15 protein-coding genes are annotated in these 20,113 nt (G+C 70.5%); 10 read left to right on the top strand and 5 right to left on the bottom strand.

The window, feature by feature from the left end; genetic code table 11:
• Nucleotides 1-61: 61 nt before the first annotated feature.
• A complete protein-coding gene (locus tag ABZV42_RS26680) occupies nt 62-580 on the bottom strand; it encodes a DUF4245 domain-containing protein (protein ID WP_355975534.1) in 519 nt (172 codons plus the stop codon).
• A 126-nt stretch (nt 581-706) separates the two neighbouring features.
• On the opposite strand from ABZV42_RS26680, the gene glpX reads away from it, so the two are divergent.
• Complete coding sequence (gene glpX / locus ABZV42_RS26685; RefSeq protein ID WP_355975536.1) at nt 707-1,738, top strand: class II fructose-bisphosphatase; 1,032 nt, start codon at nt 707-709, stop codon at nt 1,736-1,738.
• 139 nt (nt 1,739-1,877) lie between these two features.
• Here the strand turns inward: glpX and ABZV42_RS26690 are convergent, their stop codons facing one another.
• Nucleotides 1,878-2,249, bottom strand: coding sequence for a WhiB family transcriptional regulator (locus tag ABZV42_RS26690; RefSeq protein WP_355975538.1), 372 nt, complete (start codon nt 2,247-2,249; stop codon nt 1,878-1,880).
• A gap of 197 nt (nt 2,250-2,446) precedes the next feature.
• Nucleotides 2,447-3,175 carry a DUF1707 domain-containing protein gene (locus tag ABZV42_RS26695; RefSeq protein WP_355975540.1) on the bottom strand — a complete coding sequence of 243 codons (729 nt, stop codon included), beginning with the start codon at nt 3,173-3,175 and terminating at the stop codon, nt 2,447-2,449.
• Nucleotides 3,176-3,420: 245 nt separating this feature from the next.
• Here ABZV42_RS26695 and ABZV42_RS26700 point away from each other — a divergent pair, with 245 nt between their 5' ends.
• From ABZV42_RS26700 to ABZV42_RS26720, 5 genes are all read left to right on the top strand, one after another.
• Complete coding sequence (locus ABZV42_RS26700; protein WP_356053874.1) at nt 3,421-5,091, top strand: fumarate hydratase; 1,671 nt, start codon at nt 3,421-3,423, stop codon at nt 5,089-5,091.
• Between the two features lie 210 nt (nt 5,092-5,301).
• The gene (locus ABZV42_RS26705; RefSeq protein WP_355975544.1) at nt 5,302-6,705 is read left to right on the top strand and encodes a class II fumarate hydratase; all 1,404 of its coding nucleotides are present in this window, start codon (nt 5,302-5,304) and stop codon (nt 6,703-6,705) included.
• A 115-nt stretch (nt 6,706-6,820) separates the two neighbouring features.
• The gene (locus ABZV42_RS26710; RefSeq protein WP_356053875.1) at nt 6,821-7,513 is read left to right on the top strand and encodes a DUF402 domain-containing protein; all 693 of its coding nucleotides are present in this window, start codon (nt 6,821-6,823) and stop codon (nt 7,511-7,513) included.
• Between the two features lie 397 nt (nt 7,514-7,910).
• Nucleotides 7,911-10,091 (top strand): SpoIIE family protein phosphatase, encoded by a 2,181-nt coding sequence (locus tag ABZV42_RS26715; protein ID WP_355975548.1) that lies wholly within the window; start codon nt 7,911-7,913, stop codon nt 10,089-10,091.
• Nucleotides 10,092-10,363: 272 nt separating this feature from the next.
• Nucleotides 10,364-11,830, top strand: coding sequence for a catalase (locus ABZV42_RS26720; RefSeq protein WP_355975550.1), 1,467 nt, complete (start codon nt 10,364-10,366; stop codon nt 11,828-11,830).
• Nucleotides 11,831-11,946: 116 nt separating this feature from the next.
• On the opposite strand, the gene ABZV42_RS26725 is transcribed toward ABZV42_RS26720, so the two are convergent.
• Nucleotides 11,947-12,657 carry a peptidase inhibitor family I36 protein gene (locus ABZV42_RS26725; protein WP_356053877.1) on the bottom strand — a complete coding sequence of 237 codons (711 nt, stop codon included), beginning with the start codon at nt 12,655-12,657 and terminating at the stop codon, nt 11,947-11,949.
• A gap of 613 nt (nt 12,658-13,270) precedes the next feature.
• The gene (locus tag ABZV42_RS26730; RefSeq protein WP_355975555.1) at nt 13,271-15,601 is read right to left on the bottom strand and encodes a transglycosylase domain-containing protein; all 2,331 of its coding nucleotides are present in this window, start codon (nt 15,599-15,601) and stop codon (nt 13,271-13,273) included.
• 528 nt (nt 15,602-16,129) lie between these two features.
• On the opposite strand from ABZV42_RS26730, the gene ABZV42_RS26735 reads away from it, so the two are divergent.
• From ABZV42_RS26735 to ABZV42_RS26750, 4 genes are all read left to right on the top strand, one after another.
• Nucleotides 16,130-16,384, top strand: a complete 255-nt coding sequence (locus ABZV42_RS26735) for a hypothetical protein (RefSeq protein ID WP_355975558.1) — start codon at nt 16,130-16,132, stop codon at nt 16,382-16,384.
• A 151-nt stretch (nt 16,385-16,535) separates the two neighbouring features.
• Nucleotides 16,536-17,063: a PadR family transcriptional regulator gene (locus ABZV42_RS26740; protein ID WP_355975561.1), complete on the top strand. Its 528-nt coding sequence runs from the start codon at nt 16,536-16,538 to the stop codon at nt 17,061-17,063.
• 5 nt (nt 17,064-17,068) lie between these two features.
• Nucleotides 17,069-17,758, top strand: a complete 690-nt coding sequence (locus ABZV42_RS26745) for an ABC transporter ATP-binding protein (RefSeq protein ID WP_355976131.1) — start codon at nt 17,069-17,071, stop codon at nt 17,756-17,758.
• Entirely contained in the window at nt 17,755-20,085 is a 2,331-nt protein-coding gene (locus ABZV42_RS26750; RefSeq protein ID WP_356053879.1) for an FtsX-like permease family protein, read from the top strand. Before ABZV42_RS26745 ends, ABZV42_RS26750 begins: the two co-directional genes overlap by 4 nt.
• The last annotated feature ends 28 nt before the right edge of the window (nt 20,086-20,113 follow it).

Raw genomic sequence — 20,113 nt, forward strand, 5'->3', positions numbered from 1 at the left:
CACGAGAAGGGCCCCCGGCGCCACACGGCCGGGGGCCCTTCTCGTACGTACGAACACGGGCCTACGAGGTCTTCAGGGCCTCCGCCATCTTCACCAGCGTGCCGAACGACCCGGTGCCGGTCACCACCGTCGTCGCGCCCTTGTCCTCCAGGACCAGGGCGTCGTAGTGGTCGCCCTCGTAGCGCCGCCAGGTCCGGTCACCGATCTGCTGGGTGCCCTTCGTCTGCCGCGCGCCCTGGCTCGCCGTGTCGATGAACACGGCCGGCCGCTGAGTCGACTGCTCGACCGCCACGTACTGACCGTCGGGGGCCTGGAAACCCAGATGCCAGGTGTCGAACTCGCTGCCGTCGTAGCGCACCGAGGTCGCCTTCCACGCCGAGGGCAGCCCCTCGGGCGCCGCCACGGGATAGCTCGCCGCACGGCGTGCCGTCAGCAGCTCGACCCGGTAGTCGACACGCTTGAGATCGGGCTTGGAGTCGTCATGGGGGATGAAGATGTAGATGACGCCCGCCATGAGCCCGATGAGGCCCAGGGAAAGAATCATGTCCCGGACCGACTGCTTGCCTTTCATACCTGCCACGCACCTATCGTCGCAGGTGCCCTGGCCTGCTCATCCGTGGGGCCCCCTGCTCATTTTGTAAGCCTGGCGATAGAGTCGGGGCATCACCCTCATCCGGCCGTCGTCGTATCAGAAAGGTGCGTGTCGATGACCGAGCATCATCTGCCCTCCGAACTCGAAGTACCGTCGGAAGCTCCCGACCGTAACCTCGCCCTCGAACTCGTCCGCGTCACCGAGGCCGCCGCGATGGCCGCGGGCCGCTGGGTCGGCCGCGGCGACAAGAACGGCGCCGACGGCGCCGCCGTCCGTGCCATGCGTACCCTCGTCTCCACCGTCTCGATGAACGGCGTCGTCGTCATCGGCGAAGGGGAGAAGGACGAGGCCCCGATGCTCTTCAACGGGGAGCGCGTGGGCGACGGGACCGGTCCCGAGTGCGACATCGCCGTCGACCCGATCGACGGGACCACGCTCACCGCCAAGGGCATGACGAACGCCATCGCCGTCCTCGCCGCCGCCGACCGCGGCACCATGTTCGACCCGTCCGCGGTCTTCTACATGGACAAGCTGGTCACCGGCCCGGAGGCCGCCGACTTCGTCGACATCAACGCGTCCGTGGCGGTGAACATCCGCCGGGTCGCCAAGGCCAAGCGGGTCACGCCCGAGGACGTCACGGTCGTCATCCTCGACCGGCCGCGCCACGACGGGATCATCAAGGAGATCCGGGAGACCGGCGCGCGCATCAAGCTGATCTCCGACGGCGATGTCGCGGGCTCCATCCTCGCCCTGCGCGAGGGCACCGGCATCGACCTGCTGCTCGGCATCGGCGGCACACCCGAGGGCATCATCTCGGCCTGCGCCGTCAAGTGCCTCGGCGGCACCATCCAGGGCAAGCTGTGGCCCAAGGACGAGCAGGAGCGGCAGCGGGCGATCGACGCCGGGCACGACCTCGACCGCGTCCTGACCACGAACGACCTGGTCTCCGGCGAGAACGTCTTCTTCGTCGCGACCGGAATCACCGACGGCGAGCTGCTGCGCGGAGTGCGGTACCGCTCCGAGACCGCGACGACCGAGTCGATCGTGATGCGGTCCAAGTCGGGCACGGTGCGCCAGATCCGGTCCGAGCACCGGCTGAGCAAGCTGCGTGCGTACAGCGCGATCGACTTCGACCGCGCCAAGTAGGACCACCGCCGCCTCGGCGGGCCGACGCCCACGAGGCAACGGAAGGGGCGCCCCTTGTGCGGAGGGGCGCCCCTTCTTCCTGCTTTCCGCGCTCAGGCTCCCGCGGGTGCGCGTGTCGCGCAGGCTGCCCGGGGCCGGGTCAGCCGGCCGCGGCTATCGTGCCGCGGGCGGTCTTGTTGAGTTCCAGGTCGCGGCGGCGGCGCCGGGCGAGCACGACGCGGCGCTCGGCGGCGGTCAGGCCGCCCCAGACGCCGTACGGCTCGGGTTGCAGCAACGCGTGTTCGCGGCACTCGACCATGACCGGGCAGCGGGCGCAGACGCGCTTCGCCGCCTCCTCGCGGGAGAGCCGTGAAGCGGTCGGTTCCTTGGAGGGAGCGAAGAACAGGCCGGCCTCGTCGCGCCTGCACACCGCCTCCGTGTGCCATGGCGCTTCCTGATCCCTGTCCCGCACGGGCGCCCGCTGGGCCGGAACGGCAGCTACATGCAGGGACTGATGCGGCGGTTGCAGCACGGTCTACTCCTGACGACGGCTTCGCGAGCGTGCCGGGCACCGGGGGAGTTCCGCAGCACCCTCCAAGAGACGATGCAGCAAGCCCTACCCGCTGTGCGCGCGCCTATGCACTGCGTGCCGAAGCGTGCCGTTCTCGCGCGTGATCGATCGTCCGCCGCCGGAGCCGCCCGCATCCGCCACCCGCATATTCACAAGCGTCAACGGTCGAGGTGCTTGCGCAAACTCCGGTCCAGCCGGTCCGCCACCCGCTCGTTCACCCGGCTCGTGACCCGGTCGAGAATGTCCGCGATGAGCTTGCCCCGCTTGGGCCTCGCCTCGACGTTGCCCAGGACGGCGAGACCGTCGATGTAGACCACGGGCGCGTCGGGGTCGCCCGAATCCAGCGTGTCCACCTCGAAGTTGCCGAGCACACCGCCGCCGCTGCCGCGCAGCGAGACGTTCTCCGGCACGAAGATCTCGACGTTGCCGAAGACCGAGATCGCCTTGATCACGACCTGCTGGTACTCGAAGATCGCCTCGCTGAGGTCGATCTCGACATTGCCGAAGACCGAGTACGCGTGGATGCGCCGGCCCGCCCGCCAGCGGCCCTTGCGGACGGCGGAGCTGAAGACCGCCACCACGTTCTCGTCGACCTCCACCGGGATCGCGCCCTGGGTGGGGCGATTGGGCGCGGAGGCGTACGACGAGGGCGCGCGGCCGATGTGGGCGGCGGGCAGATCCCGGACGAACTGGTCGAGCTCGCCGACCGTCTTGGTGGCCAGCACGCCCTCGACCCGCTCGGCGTGCTCCTCCGCGGTCAGGCGCCCCTCGGCGACGGCCTCGCGCAGGATGTCGGTGATCCGGTCGCGGTCGGCGTCGGAGGCGCGCAGCTCGGCCGGCTTCGCCGCCGTGGCGGCACTCGCGTCGGGGCTCTTTTGAAGGTCCACGGCGACAGCGTACCCAAACGCGATAGATCGCGACTACCCCTCTCCCGTCAACGGCGGGAAACCCGCCCTCCGGCCCGGGCAGCCGGTCCGGTGTCCGAACTGAGCCTTACCTCACAGCCTCGGCGTCCGCGCCAGGTTCTACGCTGGTGGACGCTGCCAATGACGGCCGGCCTCCGGCGAGTGCGCCGAAGGGGTGCGCCCGAGGCGAGGCCCCAAAGCTGTCTGTCGAGTGAGGAATGGGCGAGATGCCTGAGTTTGCGTACACCGATCTGCTCCCCCAGGGAGAGGACACCACCCCCTACCGGCTGGTGACCTCCGAGGGTGTCTCCACCTTCGAGGCCGACGGGCGCACGTTCCTCAAGGTGGAGCCGGAGGCGCTGCGCGAGCTGGCCGCCGAGGCCATCCACGACATCCAGCACTACCTGCGGCCCGCGCACCTCGCCCAGCTGCGCCGCATCATCGACGACCCGGAGGCCTCGGCGAACGACAAGTTCGTCGCCCTGGACCTGCTGAAGAACGCGAACATCGCCGCCGCGGGCGTCCTGCCCATGTGCCAGGACACCGGCACGGCGATCGTCATGGGCAAGCGCGGGCAGAACGTGCTCACCGAGGGCGGCGACGAGGCGGCGCTGTCGCGCGGCATCTACGACGCGTACAAGAACCTGAACCTGCGCTATTCACAGATGGCCCCGCTGACCATGTGGGACGAGAAGAACACCGGATCGAACCTGCCGGCCCAGATCGAGCTGTACGCCACCGACGGCGGCGCCTACAAGTTCCTGTTCATGGCCAAGGGCGGCGGCTCCGCCAACAAGTCGTTCCTCTACCAGGAGACCAAGGCGGTCCTCAACGAGGGCTCCATGATGAAGTTCCTGGAGGAGAAGATCCGCTCGCTGGGGACGGCCGCCTGCCCGCCGTACCACCTGGCGATCGTCGTCGGCGGCACGAGCGCCGAGTACGCGCTGAAGACCGCGAAGTACGCCTCCGCGCACTACCTGGACGAGATCCCCTCGGAGGGCTCCGACCTCGGCCACGGCTTCCGGGACAAGGAGCTGGAGGAGAAGGTCTTCGAGCTGACCCAGAAGATCGGCATCGGCGCGCAGTTCGGCGGCAAGTACTTCTGCCACGACGTACGCGTGGTGCGTCTGCCCCGCCACGGCGCGTCCTGCCCGGTCGCGATCGCCGTGTCCTGCTCGGCCGACCGCCAGGCCGTCGCGAAGATCACCGCCGAGGGCGTGTTCCTGGAGCAGCTGGAGACGGACCCCGCGCGCTTCCTGCCGGAGACCACGGACGAGCACCTGGACTCGGCCGAGGACGAGGTCGTCAGGATCGACCTCAACCAGCCGATGGACGACATCCTCGCCGCGCTGACGAAGTACCCGGTCAAGACCCGTCTCTCACTCTCCGGCCCGCTCGTCGTGGCGCGCGACATCGCGCACGCCAAGATCAAGGAGCGGCTGGACGCGGGCGAGGAGATGCCGCAGTACCTGAAGGACCACCCGGTGTACTACGCAGGCCCCGCCAAGACCCCCGCGGGCTACGCCTCGGGTTCCTTCGGCCCGACGACCGCCGGCCGCATGGACTCCTACGTCGAGCAGTTCCAGGCGGCGGGCGGCTCCAAGGTGATGCTGGCCAAGGGCAACCGCAGCAAGCAGGTCACCGACGCCTGTGACACGCACGGCGGCTTCTACCTCGGCTCCATCGGCGGCCCGGCCGCCCGGCTCGCCCAGGACTGCATCAAGAAGGTCGAGGTCGTCGAGTACGAGGAGCTCGGCATGGAGGCCGTCTGGAAGATCGAGGTCGAGGACTTCCCGGCGTTCGTCGTCGTGGACGACAAGGGCAACGACTTCTTCCAGGATCCGGCGCCCGCCCCGACCTTCACCACGATCCCGGTGCGGGGTCCGGGACTGGGCTAAGGCTGCCGGTACGGCTCGTACGGCGTCCTGGGTGACGTCGTACGAGCCGTACCTCGTACGGGACACGTGAACGGCCGCCGGTCCGGCGGCCGTTCGCCGTTCGCCGTACGGCGGCCCTGCCACGCTGGTCCACCCGGGCGAACGGTTTCGCGCGCGCGGGCGGGAACACCGGCGGCCTCCGGGATGCTGTCCTGCATGGAGGTGTCACCGATGGCAGATGGCCAGGGCGAAGGCGCGTACCGGATCGAGCACGACTCCATGGGCGAGGTGCGGGTGCCCGCGGACGCGAAGTGGCGGGCGCAGACGCAGCGTGCCGTGGAGAACTTCCCCGTCTCGGGGCAGCGTCTGGAGCGCGCCCACATCGAGGCCCTCGCCCGGATCAAGGGGGCCGCCGCGAAGGTGAACGGCGAGCTGGGCGTGATCGGCAAGGATGTCGCGGAGGCGATCCAGGAGGCGGCGGCGGAGGTCGCCGAGGGCCGCTGGGACGCGCACTTCCCGGTCGACGTCTTCCAGACGGGCTCGGGCACCTCCTCCAACATGAACGCCAACGAGGTCATCGCGACGCTCGCCGGCGAGCGTCTTGGCCGGGACGTCCACCCCAACGACCAGGTGAACGCGTCGCAGTCGAGCAACGACGTGTTCCCGTCCTCGATCCACATCGCCGCGACCGCCGCCGTGACCCGCGATCTGATCCCGGCGCTGGAGCACCTCGCCGCCGCGCTCGGGCGCAAGTCGCACGAGTTCGCCGACGTCGTGAAGGCGGGGCGCACCCACCTCATGGACGCGACGCCGGTGACGCTCGGCCAGGAGTTCGGCGGGTACGCGGCCCAGGTGCGGTACGGGGTCGAGCGGCTGGAGGCCTCGCTGCCGCGGCTGGCCGAACTCCCGCTCGGCGGCACGGCCGTGGGGACGGGGATCAACACCCCGCCCGGGTTCTCCGCCGCGGTCATCGCGGAGGTGGCGCGGGCGACCGGGCTGCCGCTGACCGAGGCACGTGACCACTTCGAGGCGCAGGGGGCGCGCGACGGGATCGTGGAGACGAGCGGGCAGCTCCGGACCATCGCCGTCGGACTGACGAAGATCGCCAACGATCTGCGCTGGATGGCCTCCGGGCCGCGCACGGGGCTGGCCGAGATCAGCCTCCCGGACCTCCAGCCGGGCTCCTCGATCATGCCGGGCAAGGTGAACCCGGTGATTCCCGAGGCGGTGCTGATGGTCGCCGCTCAGGTGACGGGCAACGACGCGACCGTCGCCGTCGCGGGCGCGGCCGGGAACTTCGAGCTCAACGTGATGCTGCCGGTGATCGCCAGGAACGTCCTGGAGTCGGTGCGGCTGCTCGCGAACGTCTCGCGGCTGCTCGCCGACCGTACGGTCGACGGGATCGTCGCGCACCGTGAGCGGGCCCGGGAGTACGCGGAGTCGTCGCCGTCCGTGGTGACGCCGCTGAACAAGTACATCGGGTACGAGGAGGCCGCCAAGGTCGCCAAGAAGGCGCTGGCGGAGCGCAGGACGATTCGCGAGGTGGTGCTGGAGTCGGGGCACGTGGAGCGTGGGGACCTGACCGTGGAGCAGTTGGACGAGGCGTTGGATGTCCTGCGGATGACGCACCCGTAACAGCGCGCGTCCGGGGAGAAACGCCTGATGACGGCTCCGTAACAGCAGGTGGCCGTTGGCGCGAACCATGACGGGTACCGCAGCGCCGTATGCCTGGGGCACCTAATATCTGTTCATGGCAGAGGGTGGAGCGGTGAGACGGACGGAAGCGGGCGGGCCGGCGGCGTACTGGGAACCCGGGAGCCAGATCCTGTGGCGGTACCGGGAGAACGCCGGCGAGCATGTCCACATCTGCCGCCCGGTCACGGTGGCCCGGGACGACGCCGACCTGCTCGCGGTGTGGATGGCGCCGGGCACGGAGTGTGTGAAGCCGGTGCTCGCGGACGGCTCGCCCGTGCACGGAGAGCCGCTGGAGTCGCGCTACACGAAGCCCCGCGCGGTACTGCGCGACCGCTGGTTCGGGGCCGGTGTCCTGAAGCTGGCGCGGCCTGGCGAGGCCTGGTCGGTGTGGTTGTTCTGGGAACAGGGCTGGCGTTTCAAGAACTGGTACGTGAACCTGGAGGCTCCGCTGGCCCGTTGGGCCGGCGGGGTTGACTCCGAGGATCATTTCCTCGACATTTCGGTCCATCCGGACCGCAGTTGGCGCTGGCTGGACGAGGACGAATTCGCCATGGCGCAGCGGGTGGGTCTGATGGATGCTCAACTGGCGGCACAGGTACGGGAAGCGGGGTGGTCGGCGGTGGAGGTGATCCGTTCCTGGGGCGCGCCGTTCTCGGACGGATGGCAGCACTGGAGGCCGGATCCGGGCTGGCCGGTTCCCGTTCTGCCGGATGACTGGGACCGTACGCCCGCGCACGTGTCCTCATGAGACCCTTGATGCGCCCCCGTGGTACAACCGTAGGATCGTCTTCCGCAAGGGCACACGGCAGCGACAACTCCCGCAGGCTGAGCCGGGCTTGACCATATGTCACCGAGGGGCGGCAGGACGTGAGCGAGGGGTACGAGGCGTACGGCGGCGTGGCCGGCCAGGGACAGGTCGAACCGCGCCGGCTCGCCACGACGACCGTGCGGACCAGGGCTTTTGCCGCCGCCCCGCTGTCGGCACGGGCCGTTTTCGGCCGTGGGCGAGCCGTACCGTGCCGGGCGACGGCCGTTCGCGCCGTCGGTCCCGGCCCTGACGACACGCAGAATCCGTTCCTGGGGCACACATTCCGGGTATCGGGGCTGCGGGAAGAACTGCACGCACGGCGCGCAGCCCCGGACGGATGGACTCGACACGCGTGACGGAGCACCCCACCTCGCACGAGCGACGGCAGAGCGGCGCCGCCCGGCCGCCCGCCCCCGCGGACCCTCGCGGGGCGCTCCTGCGTACCTCGGAGCCGCCGGACCGGCTGCCGGGTGCCGGCGCGTTACCGGTACAGGCCCGCACGGGCGACGCACCGAGGGGTTCGGGTGCGTCGAAGCCGCGCGGCAAGCGCGGGAAGGCCGGTGGTCAGGTGTCCGCCGACGCCGGTGGGTCCGCGTCCTCGGACACGGACGTGCCGCCGCCCTCGCCCGCCCCTTCCGGACGCGGTTCCGAGCACTCGCAGCCCTCGGCGGCCGAGCCCGACACGCACCGCCCGCGGCCCGCGCCCGAGGGCATCCCGATCCAGCCGGACGCCGAGCAGGGCCGGTCGTCACGGACCTCGGGCGGCAAGGAGCGCCGTACGGGGCAGGGTGGTGTGCCCCAGGGCGGCCCGATGCCGATGCGGCGGGACGGGGACCGGCTGCGCTTCGTGGGCGCCGCGACCCGGCGGATCGCCCGGGGCATCGACCTCGACGAGATCGTGATGGGGCTGTGCCGGGCGACCGTGCCGACCTTCTCCGACGCGATCCTCGTGTATCTGCGCGACCCGCTGCCGGTCGGTGACGAACGGCCGACGGGTCCTCTCGTGCTGCGGTTGCGGCGCACGGACCGGATTCCCGAGGAGCGGGACACCGAGAGCGGTTTCCTGCCCGCGCTGCGGCCGGAGCCCAGTGAGCTGTCGGCGCTGTCGGCCGAGCTGTGCGAGGTGCGCCCCGGCGGCGCCCTCGCCGAGGTGCTGCGCGGGGTGCGTCCGGTGTTCGCGGACGCGCCCGCCGCGCGTGCCGCGCTGCCCGAGCTGCTGGGCGACGATCTGCCGGTGCCGAGCGGGCAGCGCGCGATCCTCGCCCCGCTGCGCGGCCGGCGCCGGGTGATCGGGGCGGCGCTGTTCCTGCGCAGGCCGGAGCGGCTCGCCTTCGAGGCGGACGATCTGCTGGTCGCGGCGCAGCTGGCCACGCACAGCGCGCTCGGCATCGACAAGGCGGTGCTGTACGGCCGTGAGGCGTACATCGCCGACGAGCTCCAGCGCACGATGCTGCCCGAGACTCTGCCGCGGCCCACGGGGGTGCGGCTCGCGTCCCGCTATCTGCCGGCCGCGGAGACGGCCCGGGTGGGCGGCGACTGGTACGACGCGATCCCGCTGCCCGGCAGCCGGGTGGCGCTGGTCGTCGGCGACGTGATGGGCCACTCCATGACCTCGGCGGCGATCATGGGCCAGCTGCGGACGACGGCGCAGACCCTCGCGGGGCTCGATCTGCCGCCGCAGGAGGTGCTGCACCATCTCGACGAGCAGGCGCAGCGGCTCGGCACCGACCGCATGGCGACCTGCCTGTACGCCGTCTACGACCCGGTGTCGCACCGGATCACCATCGCCAACGCAGGCCATCCGCCGCCGGTGCTGCTGCATCTGGGCGGGCGGGCCGAGGTGCTGCGGGTGCCACCTGGTGCCCCCATCGGCGTGGGCGGGGTCGACTTCGAGGCGGTCGAGCTGGACGCCCCGGCCGGGGCGACGCTGCTGCTGTACACGGACGGTCTGGTCGAGTCACGGCTGCGTGACGTCTGGACCGGGATAGAGCAGCTGCGGGAGAAGCTCGCGGCGGTCGCGGCGCTGACCGGGCCGGATCATCCGCCGCCGCTGGAGGCGCTGTGCGACGAGGTGCTCGACATGCTCGGCCCGGGAGACCGGGACGACGACATCGCGCTGCTCGCCGCGCGCTTCGACGGGATCGCGCCGAGCGATGTCGCGTACTGGTTCCTGGAGCCGGAGGACGCGGCACCGGGCCGGGCCAGGCGCCTGGCCCGGCGGGCGCTGGCCCGCTGGGGCATGGAGGACATGACCGACGCCGTCGAGCTGCTGGTCAGCGAGGTCGTGACGAACGCGGTGCGGTACGCCTCGCGGCCGGTGACGCTGCGGCTGCTGCGGACGGACGTGCTGCGCTGCGAGGTCGGTGACGACGTGCCTCAGCTGCCGCGGCTGCGACAGGCGCGGGCCACGGACGAGGGCGGTCGCGGACTGTTCCTGGTGAACCGGCTGGCACGGCGGTGGGGGGCGACCCGGCTGAGTACGGGAAAGGTCGTCTGGTTCGAGTTGAACCGGAACTGACCGGGTACTCGTCCGGCCTCACCCCGGTGGACCGGCGCCGAACGGCGCCGGTGCCGATGTCCGTGGGCGCCGGTGCTTTCGTGCCGGCGCCTTGCCGGTGCGCTCCCGGTGCCTGAAGGGACCGTGCCGGTGCTTTCTCGGTGCGCGCTCGGTGACTGAGGGACCGTGCCGGTGCCGCGCCGTGGTCCATGTTGCCGACATGCTGTCGGCAGCGTTGACTGCTGGGGTGAGCGAAGCGACCTGACGACCTCATCTCCGACGGGAGGACGCTCGTGACGCAGGCATCCCGGAAGGCTCCGTACACCACGAACAACGTCGGGATTCCGGTGGAGAGCGACGAACACTCGCTCACCGTCGGCCCCGACGGCCCGATCCTGCTCCAGGACCACTACCTCATCGAGAAGATGGCGCAGTTCAACCGGGAGCGGGTGCCCGAGCGGGTGGTGCACGCCAAGGGCAGTGGCGCGTACGGATTCTTCGAAGTGACCAACGACATCAGTCAGTTCACCAGGGCCGACCTCTTCCAGCCGGGCAGGCGCACCGAGATGCTGGCGCGGTTCTCGACCGTCGCCGGTGAACAGGGATCGCCCGACACCTGGCGCGACCCGCGCGGTTTCGCCCTGAAGTTCTACACCGAGCACGGCAATTACGACATGGTGGGCAACAACACCCCGGTCTTCTTCGTCCGTGACACGATCAAGTTCCAGGACTTCATCCGCTCGCAGAAGCGCCACCCGGTGACCGGGCTGCGCGACAACGACATGCAGTGGGACTTCTGGACCCTCTCGCCGGAGTCGGCGCATCAGGTGACCTGGCTGATGGGCGACCGGGGCATCCCGAAGACGTACCGCCACATGAACGGCTACAGCTCCCACACCTACATGTGGATCAACGGCGGCGGCGAACGGTTCTGGGTGAAGTACCACTTCAAGACCGACCAGGGCATCGACCACCTGACCCAGGCGGAGGCCGACGAGCTCGCGGGGACGGACGGCGACAAGCACCGGCGCGACCTGTACGAGTCGATCGAGTCCGGCCACGCGCCGAGCTGGACGCTGAAGGTCCAGATCATGCCGTTCGAGGACGCGGCGGACTACCGGTTCAACCCGTTCGACCTGACGAAGGTCTGGCCGCACGGGGACTATCCGCTGATCGACGTGGGCCGCATGGTCCTGGACCGGAATCCCGAGGACTACTTCGTCCACATCGAGCAGGCCGCCTTCGAGCCGTCGAACATGGTGCCCGGCATCGGACCCTCGCCGGACAAGATGCTGCTGGGCCGGCTGTTCTCCTACCCCGACACCCATCGGCACCGGATCGGCCCCAACTACAGCCAGCTGCCGCCCAACCGGCCGCACGCCCCGGTGAACTCGTACGCCAAGGACGGCCCGATGCGCTACGAGCCGTCGAAGGCGTCCCGCCCGTACGCGCCGAACTCCTACGGCGGTCCCGCGGCCGACTACGACGGCCGGTTCGGTGACCCGGCGAGCTGGCAGACCGCCGGTGAGCTGGTGCGCGAGGCGTACAAGCTCCACCGTGAGGACGACGACTGGGGCCAGGCCGGCACGATGGTCCGCCAGGTGCTGGACGACGCGGCCCGGGACCGGCTGGTGGACAACGTCAGCGGTCACCTCAAGGCCGGGGTCACCCGCCCGGTGCTGGAACGCGCCTTCCAGTACTGGCGCAACGTGGACAAGGAGACCGGCGACCGGATCGCGCGGAGCGTCGACGGAGGCTGAGGCTGAGGCGACGAAGTCCGAAAGGCCCACGGAGGTGGACGGGCCGGCCGGTTCCCGCGGTGCGGGGACCGGCCGACCCGTCCGCCGGGCCCGCCGGTGACGGGCCGGTGGGCGGATCAGGCGCGCTTGACCTCGAAGGCGTCGACCTTGTCGTTCCAGTCGCCGCCGCCCGGGTAGTCCATGTTCTTGAAGTTGGCCCAGCCATGCGGCGGGAGCATGTCGCGCTGCCGGTCGTGCAGGACGCCCGACCGGTAGTCCCAGATCGTGGCGGTCCCGTAGTTGAGGCTCCAGCGCAGGACCCAGTAGTAGACGGAGCTCACCTTGTCGCGGAAGCCCCACTCGCTCAGGTCGTGCTTGCCGCTGCTGCTCAGGCGAATGATCTTGCCCTTGTAGTCGGCGTCCGCGTACAGGCACCAGTAGTCGGCGATGCACCGGTCGGGCGCGGCGGCGACGGCCTGCGTGGCGAGGGCCGCGCGGGTCTCCTTGCGGATCGAGGCGGGCAGCGCGGGGTCGGTCTGCGCCTCCCGCGTCGTGTCGTAGCAGTGGACCTCACCGCTGGGGAGCTCGGTGCAGCTGTCGGCACCTTCCCAGGACTCGGCGAGGTTGATCTTCCGCCCGTCGTACTCGGCGATCACCGGGCTCGCCGGTTCCGCGGCGGGTGTCGAGGGGTCCTGTGTCGAGGGGTCCTGCGTCGAGGGGTCCTGCGTGGCCGTGGCCGACGGCTCCGCAGTGGACTCGTCCGCGGACGCCACCGGCCCGGCGGTGAGCAGCAGCGCGCCGGTCGCGGCGGCGGCCAGCAGAGTGGTGGTCAGACGTATGTGTATCAAGATGTGCACTCCACAGCGATATCGAGGTCGTGCGTCCGGTCATGGGGACGGCGAAGGCGTCGTACGGGCGCCCGGCAGGAGCCGTGGACACGGAAAGCCGCGGACGAGGCCCGTGAGGGCGACGCGGGACGCCGCCGTCCGAGGTCAGGAGCGACGGATACGGCGGAACGGGGCGCACGGGGACGGTCCGGTGCGCCGGAAAAGCCGGAAGTACGGCATGACGAAGTGTTCCCCCTGTGGCGACATCGTTCCCCCGGTCGCGAACTGACGTGCGCGGTGGCGGGCTGGTCAGGACCGCCGTGCGCGGCAGCCACCATACGCACAGGCGTACGGACCGGGACAAGGTCATTTTCCGGGTCCGGCCACCGCCGGTCCCCGGCCGGCCGGCCGACGGCGAGGTCCCGGCAGGACCGACTCCCCTGGTGAACACGGGGAATGGCCTGGGCGCACCTCATGAGGGGGAGCGGGATCCGGCCGCACCGTCCCGGCCTGGAGCCGGCCGAAACGCGCCGTCCGTGCGCGCCGGGGGGATTCCGTGCCAACACAGCAAAAAAGGGAGGGCACCCGGGTCTCCCGGGTGCCCTCCTCCTCACGCGTCAAGGAATCGTGCGCGCTACTGGCTCGTCTGGCCGAACGGATTGTCGAGGACGCCGCCGGTGGGTGAACCCGTCGGTGTGGACGGGCTCGTCGTCGTCGGCTCGGTGGTCGTCGGCTCGGTCGTGGGGCTCGGCGGGCTGCTCGTGGTGGGCGGCTCCGTCGACGGCTCCGCGGTGGTCGGGGTCGACGACGGTGTGCTGGAAGGCGACCGGGTGGGGGTGGGCAGGTCGGTCGGCGCCACCGCCGCGCCCGAGGTGGTGTTCAGGTCGAACTTGGTGACGTTCCCCGCCATCGCCTCGAACGTGTAGGCCGCCCAGATCTTCGCCGGATAGCCACCGCCGTTGACACGGCCGCCCTCCAGGTAGAGGCCCGTGGCGCCCTTCATGGAGACCTGGGCGTGGGTCTTCGCGTCCTCGCCGAACAACAGGACCGAGGTGACCAGGTTCGGCGTGTAGCCGGTGAACCAGGCCGACTTGTTGTTGTCGGACGTACCGGTCTTGCCGGCGACCACCTGGCCGTCGCGGGACGGGTTGTCCCGCACCGAGACCCGGGCCGTACCGTCGTCGACCACGCCGGTCAGCACCGAGGTGACCGTGTCGGCGGCCTCCTCGCTGATGACCCGGCCGCCGATCGGGGTCGGCATCCTGACGGTGGTGTCCTTGTGCTCGGCCGAGGCGACGATCGTCGGGGTGACCTTCTTGCCGTGGTTGTCGAGCGTGGCGTACGCGCCCGCCATCTCCAGCGGGCTCGCGCCCATGGAGCCGAGGGTCTGGGCGGGCACCGCCTGGAGACTCTTGGTGTTCATGCCGAGCTTGCCCGCGACCTTCAGCACCTCGTCCATGCCGACGTCGACGCCCATCTGCGCGAAGACGGAGTTGATGGACTTGTTCATCGCCGTCTGCACGGTGACGGGCCCGTAGCTGTGCTCGTCCTCGTTCGGCGGCGCGAAGCCGATGGCGCTGCCGACGACGGGACGGCGGTTGGTGCCGTCGTAGATCGTGTTCGCGGTGATCGGCTGCCCGGAGCCCGTCTTGGCCGCCTCCTCGAGGGCGGCCGCGAAGATCATCGGCTTGAACGTCGACGCGGCCTGGTAGTCATGGCGCGTCGAGTTGTTGATGTAGTGCTTGAAGTAGTCCGTACCGCCGTACATCGCGACGATCTTGCCGCTCCGGGGGTCGACCGAGACGGCGCCGGCCTGCATGTTGGCGTCGACCTTGCGCTTCTTCGGGTCCAGCTTGCTGGTGAGCTGCTGCTTGACCGTCTTCTCCAGCAGGCCCTGCTTCTTCTTGTCGACGTTCAGCTTGATGGTCCAGCCGCCCGCGGTGAGCAGGGCCTTGGCGTCGTCCAGGTTCTCGGCGGTGCCCTGGGCGACGAGTTGCTTGGCCACCTCGTTGTTGGCCGCCTCAACCAGATAGCCGGTCTGGCCCTCCATGCCGGGGGCGCCCTTGGGGTCCTTGGGGACCGGGAACTTCAGGCCCGCCCGCTCGCCGGAGTCCAGCCAGTGCATCTCGACCATGTTGTCGAGGGTGTAGTTCCAGCGGGCCTGGACGAGCTTCTTGCCGGTCTTCGAGGCGACCGCCCAGTCGTACTGGCTCGGGGCCTGGAGCAGCGAGGCGAGGTAGGCGCCCTGCGCGACCGTGAGCTTCTGGGCGTCGACCTGGTAGTAGGCCTGCGCCGCCGCCTGGATGCCGTACGCGTTGCGGCCGTAGTAGCTGGTGTTGATGTAGCCCGCGAGAATGTCGTCCTTGCTCTTCTTCCGGTCCACCTTCAGCGAGATGACCATTTCCTTCAGCTTGCGCGTGACGGTCTGGTCCTGGCTGAGGTAGTAGTTCTTGACGTACTGCTGGGTGATCGTCGAGCCACCCTGCTTGCCCTTGCCGGAGAGGGTGTTGATCAGACCTCGGGCGGTGCCCTTGAGGTCGATGCCCGAGTCGCCGTAGAAGGTCTTGTTCTCGGCGGCGACGAACGTCTTCTGGACGCTCTTGGGCACCTTGGACAGGTCGACGATCTCGCGGTTGACCTTGCCACTGCGCCCGAGCAGCGAGCCGTCGCTGTACTCGTAGATGTTGCTCTGGCGCTTCGCGGCGGCGTTGCCCTCGGGCACCGAGACGACCATGTAGAGCACGATGAAGCCGCCCATGCCGAGCAGGCAGAAGCCGAGGAAGGTCCCGAGGATCGTCTTCCAGTTCACGAACCGGCGTATGCCGGTGCGGCGGGGCTTCGCGCCGGCCTTGCCGCTCGCCTTGCCACTGGGCCCGGCGCCCCCGGACTCGTGCCCGGACGAGCGCTGGGGCGCCACGCGGCGGCCCTGCGCCTGCCGCGCTCGTCTCTCTTCAGCTCGTCCCATGGGTCGATCCGCTCCGCTTCATTCTCGTGTGGCACACAAGTTCGCCGGTCAGGTCAGCTCAGCAAGCTAACACCGCGCGCTATGACAAAGGGGCGCCGATCCGGTCTTTTCCGGACGTGAGAATCAGCACGCCACAGGGGCCGCCCCACTGAATCCGACGAGCGGAAGGGGTGGAAGGTTGCCACGACGGTTAAAGTGTTATCACTTTGCTAGAACGAGGCTAGGCCTTATGAAGCGCGGGATCCGCCATGCCGTCACACCCTTCCCACCCGCCCCACGACTCCTCGTCCGCGCCGGGCGCGTCCGGGGCGCCGGATCCCCGGGTGACACGGCCGGCGAGCCGGCGCCCCGGGCGCCGGAGTTCGCCGCGCACGGCATCGGCGGAGGGCTCGCGCCGCTCCCCGGCCTGCCGGTACCGCCTCTCCGCGCCGCCCGGTGCGCCGTCGGCGCGGTCTTCGTGACGTACGGGCCGCACACCTTCGCGCCCCGCGCCGCCCGGCCCGTACCGAACAGGAGGACCCTTCACCGATGACGGCTCCCACGGGAGGGACCCCGCCGCGACAGCCGCAGCAGCGCAAGCAGATGCTGCTGCGGCTCGACCCGCTGGTGTACGAGGCCCTGGCCCGGTGGGCGGGCGACGAACTGCGCTCGGCCAACGCGCAGATCGAGTTCCTGCTGCGCCGCGCGCTCGCCGACTCCGGCCGCCTGCCGGGCGGCGCCGGACCGATCCCCCGCCGCGGCCGGCCGCCGGGCTCCGGGGATCCGGGAACCCCGGAGGAGTAGAAGCGGGGGTTCCGGCCGCTCCGGGCGGGACGGTTCCAGAACCGTGACAATCGGCCGTGACCAGCCGGTTCCCCCGGTCCGAGCCGCCTCCCCCGCGAGCTATACCCGGTGCGTATACACGTCGTGTATACGCCGTGTGTAGAGTGCTGGCATGTCCATCGGTCACACCCTTCTAGGGCTCCTGGAGTCCGGGCCGCGCCACGGTTACGACCTGAAGCGGGCCTTCGATGAGAAATTCGGTCACGACCGGCCGCTGCACTACGGCCAGGTCTACTCCACGATGTCGCGGCTGCTGAAGAACGGACTCGTCGAGATCGACGGGATCGAGGCGGGCGACGGGCCCGAGCGCAAGCGGTACGCCATCACCGAAGCCGGTGTATCCGACGTACAGCGCTGGCTGGCCACGCCCGAGACACCCGAGCCGTACCTTCAGTCGACCCTGTACACCAAGGTCGTCCTCGCCCTGCTGACCCGGCGGGACGCGAGCGAGCTCCTCGACACCCAGCGCTCGGAGCATCTGCGGATGATGCGCATGCTGACCGAACGCAAGCGCAAGGGCGACCTGGCCGATCAGCTGATCTGCGACCACGCCCTCTTCCATCTGGAGGCCGATCTGCGATGGCTGGAACTGACGGCCGCGCGCCTCGACAAGCTCGCCGAGGCGGTGACGACCCGATGACCGCGATCACCCCTCCCCCGGGCTCCCTGCTCACCGCCTCGGAGCTCCGCAAGGCCTACGGTCCCACCAGCGCGCTGGACGGTGCCGACTTCTCCATCCACCCCGGCGAGGTCGTCGCCGTGATGGGCCCCTCCGGCTCCGGCAAGTCCACCCTGCTCCACTGCCTCGCCGGCATCGTCACGCCCGACTCCGGCTCGATCACGTACGACGGCCGCGAGATGGCGACGATGAACGACGCCCAGCGCAGCGCCCTGCGCCGCTCCGCGTTCGGGTTCGTCTTCCAGTTCGGCCAGCTCGTGCCCGAGCTGAGCTGCGTCGAGAACGTCGCCCTGCCGCTGCGCCTGAACGGCATGGGCCGCAAGGAGGCCGAGCGCACCGCGCTGTCGTGGATGGAGCGGCTGGAGGTCGACGACCTCAGCGGCAAGCGGCCCGGCGAGGTCTCCGGCGGTCAGGGCCAGCGGGTGGCCGTCGCCCGTTCGCTGGTCACCGGCCCCCGGGTGCTGTTCGCCGACGAGCCGACCGGAGCGCTCGACTCCCTCAACGGCGAGCGGGTGATGGAGCTGCTGACCGACGCGGCCCGTTCCACGAACGCCGCCGTCGTGCTCGTCACGCACGAGGCGCGCGTGGCCGCGTACTCGGACCGTGAGGTCGTCGTGCGGGACGGCAGGTCCAGGGACATGGAGCGGATCGTATGAGTGCCCGCCAGTGGTCCCGTGATCTCGCCATGGGCGCCAGGTTCGCGGTGACCGGGGGCCGTGAGGCCTGGGTCCGCGTCCTGCTGACGGCCGTCGGTGTCGGGCTCGGGGTGGCCCTGCTGCTGCTCACCACCGCGCTGCCGAGCGCACTGGCCTCCCGGCACGACCGTGAGAGCGCCCGCAACGACATGACGTACAGCTCGGCGGTCAAGAAGAAGTCGGACCGCACGCTGGTCGTCGCGGACGCGGACACCGTCTTCCGCGACCAGGACGTACGCGGCCGGCTGCTCGTACCCGATGGCCCCCGGGCGCCGTTGCCACCGGGCGTGTCCGCCTTCCCCGCGGCCGGCGAGATGCTCGTCTCGCCCGCTCTGGACCGGCTGCTGAAGTCCGCGGACGGCACGCTTCTGCGCGAGCGGCTCGGCTACCGGATCAGCGGGACGATCGCCGACGGCGGGCTCGTCGATCCGCACGAACTCGCCTACTACGCGGGCGCCGAGGGACTGAAGGTCACCGGCACGAGCACCGGCCGGATCGAACGGATCGAAGCGTTCGGATCCACGGGGCAGTCCGAGGCGATGGACCCCGTCCTGCTGCTCCTCGTACTGATCGTCTTCGTCGTGCTGCTGATGCCCGTCGGCGTCTTCATCGCCGCCGCCGTACGCTTCGGCGGCGAGCGGCGCGACCGGCGGCTCGCGGCGCTGCGGCTGGTCGGCGCGGACGGCCGGATGACCCGGCGGATCGCGGCCGGCGAGGCGCTGGCCGGAGCGCTGGTCGGCCTGGCCCTCGGCGCGGGATTCTTCCTGATTGGGCGTCAGATTGCGGGCCTGGTCATGGTCTTCAGGATCAGCGTCTTCCCGGACGATCTCGATCCGGCACCCGCCCTGGTGGCGCTGGTGGCCCTCGCGGTGCCCGCGGCCGCGGTCGCGGTCACGCTGCTCGCGCTGCGCGGTGTCGTCATCGAACCGCTCGGCGTGGTGCGTACGGCACGGCCCTCGCGGCGCCGGCTGTGGTGGCGGCTGCTGCTGCCGCTGGGCGGCCTCGCGATGCTGTACCCGATGATCGGGCAAGGGCGGTCCAACGGGGACTTCAACCAGTACCTCGTCGTCGGCGGCGTCCTGCTGCTGCTGGTCGGCATCACGGCGCTGCTGCCCTGGGTGGTCGAGGCGGTCGTCGCCCGGCTGAACTCCGGTGGTGTCGCCTGGCAACTGGCGATCCGCAGGCTCCAGTTGAGCAGCGGCTCGGCGGCCCGGCTGGTCAACGGCATCGCGGTCGCGGTGGCCGGCGCGATAGCCCTTCAGATGCTGTTCGCCGGGGTCGACGACGACTACACCAGGATCAACAAGAACGACCTGACCCGGGCCCAGATGTCCGTGGACCTGCCGGCCGGGGTCACCCTGGCCCGGGCGGTCCGGCAGCTGTCCGGGACGAGGGGCGTCACCCGCGCGACCGCTCTCGGCCGGACCGACGCCGGAGACGGGCGGAACGAACCGTCGAATTCGACGCCCGCCACGGTCGGCGACTGCGCGGCCCTGCGGGAGACGGCCGTGCTGCCCTCCTGCGCGGACGGCGACGTCTTCGCGGTGGAGAACGCCGAATGGGACACCGGTACCGCCAAGCTCGACAAGGCCGGCACCGGTCTCTATCTCAACCCGTCCTACGGCTCGAACAAGGGCGAGGAGATCGCCTGGACGGTGCCGAAGGGCATCCGCAAGGCCATGTCGCGCAAGGACCCGACGGGCAGCGAGCTCGGCGGCTTCCTGTTCACGCCCGGTGCGCTGCCGAAGCGGACCGCGTCGGCCGTGCGCCAGACGGTCTATCTCCAGCTGGACGAGTCGGTGCCGGACGTCCGTGAACTGGTCCGCAACAGCGCCGCGCGGATCGGCCCGCTGACCGCCGCCAACACCTGGACGGCGACGACTCAGGCCCAGAAGTTCACGTCCATCCGCACGGGTCTTTCCGTCGGCGCGACCTGCGTCCTCATGCTGATCGGCGCGAGCCTGCTGGTCTCTCAGCTGGAGCAGTTGCGCGAGCGCAGGAAGCTGCTGTCGGCGCTGGTCGCCTTCGGTACCCGGCGGCGCACGCTGAGCCTGTCGGTGCTGTGGCAGACCGCGATCCCGATCGCCCTGGGGCTCGGCCTTGCGTCGGTCGTGGGGCTCACCCTCGGCACGGTCCTGCTCAAGATGACGGGAACCTCGGTGAGCGTGGACTGGGCGAGCGTGCTGTCGATGACCGGCATCGGCGCGGGAGTCGTACTCCTGGTGACCCTGCTCAGCCTGCCGCCGCTGATCCGGCTGATGCGGCCCGACGGGCTGCGTACGGAATAGGGCGCGGAACGTCCCGCCGGCCCGGCGG

Origin of the sequence: Streptomyces sp. NPDC005281, assembly GCF_040607495.1 — a bacterium.
In the GTDB taxonomy this organism is placed as follows: Bacteria; Actinomycetota; Actinomycetes; order Streptomycetales; family Streptomycetaceae; genus Streptomyces.

Excerpts from the sequence above, each read along its gene's own strand:
- glpX (WP_355975536.1), top strand. The coding sequence starts at position 707 with ATGACCGAGCATCATCTGCCCTCCGAACTCGAAGTACCGTCGGAAGCT.
- ABZV42_RS26735 (WP_355975558.1), top strand. The coding sequence starts at position 16,130 with ATGACGGCTCCCACGGGAGGGACCCCGCCGCGACAGCCGCAGCAGCGC.
- ABZV42_RS26715 (WP_355975548.1), top strand. The coding sequence starts at position 7,911 with ATGGACTCGACACGCGTGACGGAGCACCCCACCTCGCACGAGCGACGG.
- ABZV42_RS26705 (WP_355975544.1), top strand. The coding sequence starts at position 5,302 with ATGGCAGATGGCCAGGGCGAAGGCGCGTACCGGATCGAGCACGACTCC.
- ABZV42_RS26730 (WP_355975555.1), bottom strand. The coding sequence starts at position 15,601 with ATGGGACGAGCTGAAGAGAGACGAGCGCGGCAGGCGCAGGGCCGCCGC.
- ABZV42_RS26750 (WP_356053879.1), top strand. The coding sequence starts at position 17,755 with ATGAGTGCCCGCCAGTGGTCCCGTGATCTCGCCATGGGCGCCAGGTTC.
- ABZV42_RS26710 (WP_356053875.1), top strand. The coding sequence starts at position 6,821 with ATGGCAGAGGGTGGAGCGGTGAGACGGACGGAAGCGGGCGGGCCGGCG.
- ABZV42_RS26740 (WP_355975561.1), top strand. The coding sequence starts at position 16,536 with ATGTCCATCGGTCACACCCTTCTAGGGCTCCTGGAGTCCGGGCCGCGC.
- ABZV42_RS26700 (WP_356053874.1), top strand. The coding sequence starts at position 3,421 with ATGCCTGAGTTTGCGTACACCGATCTGCTCCCCCAGGGAGAGGACACC.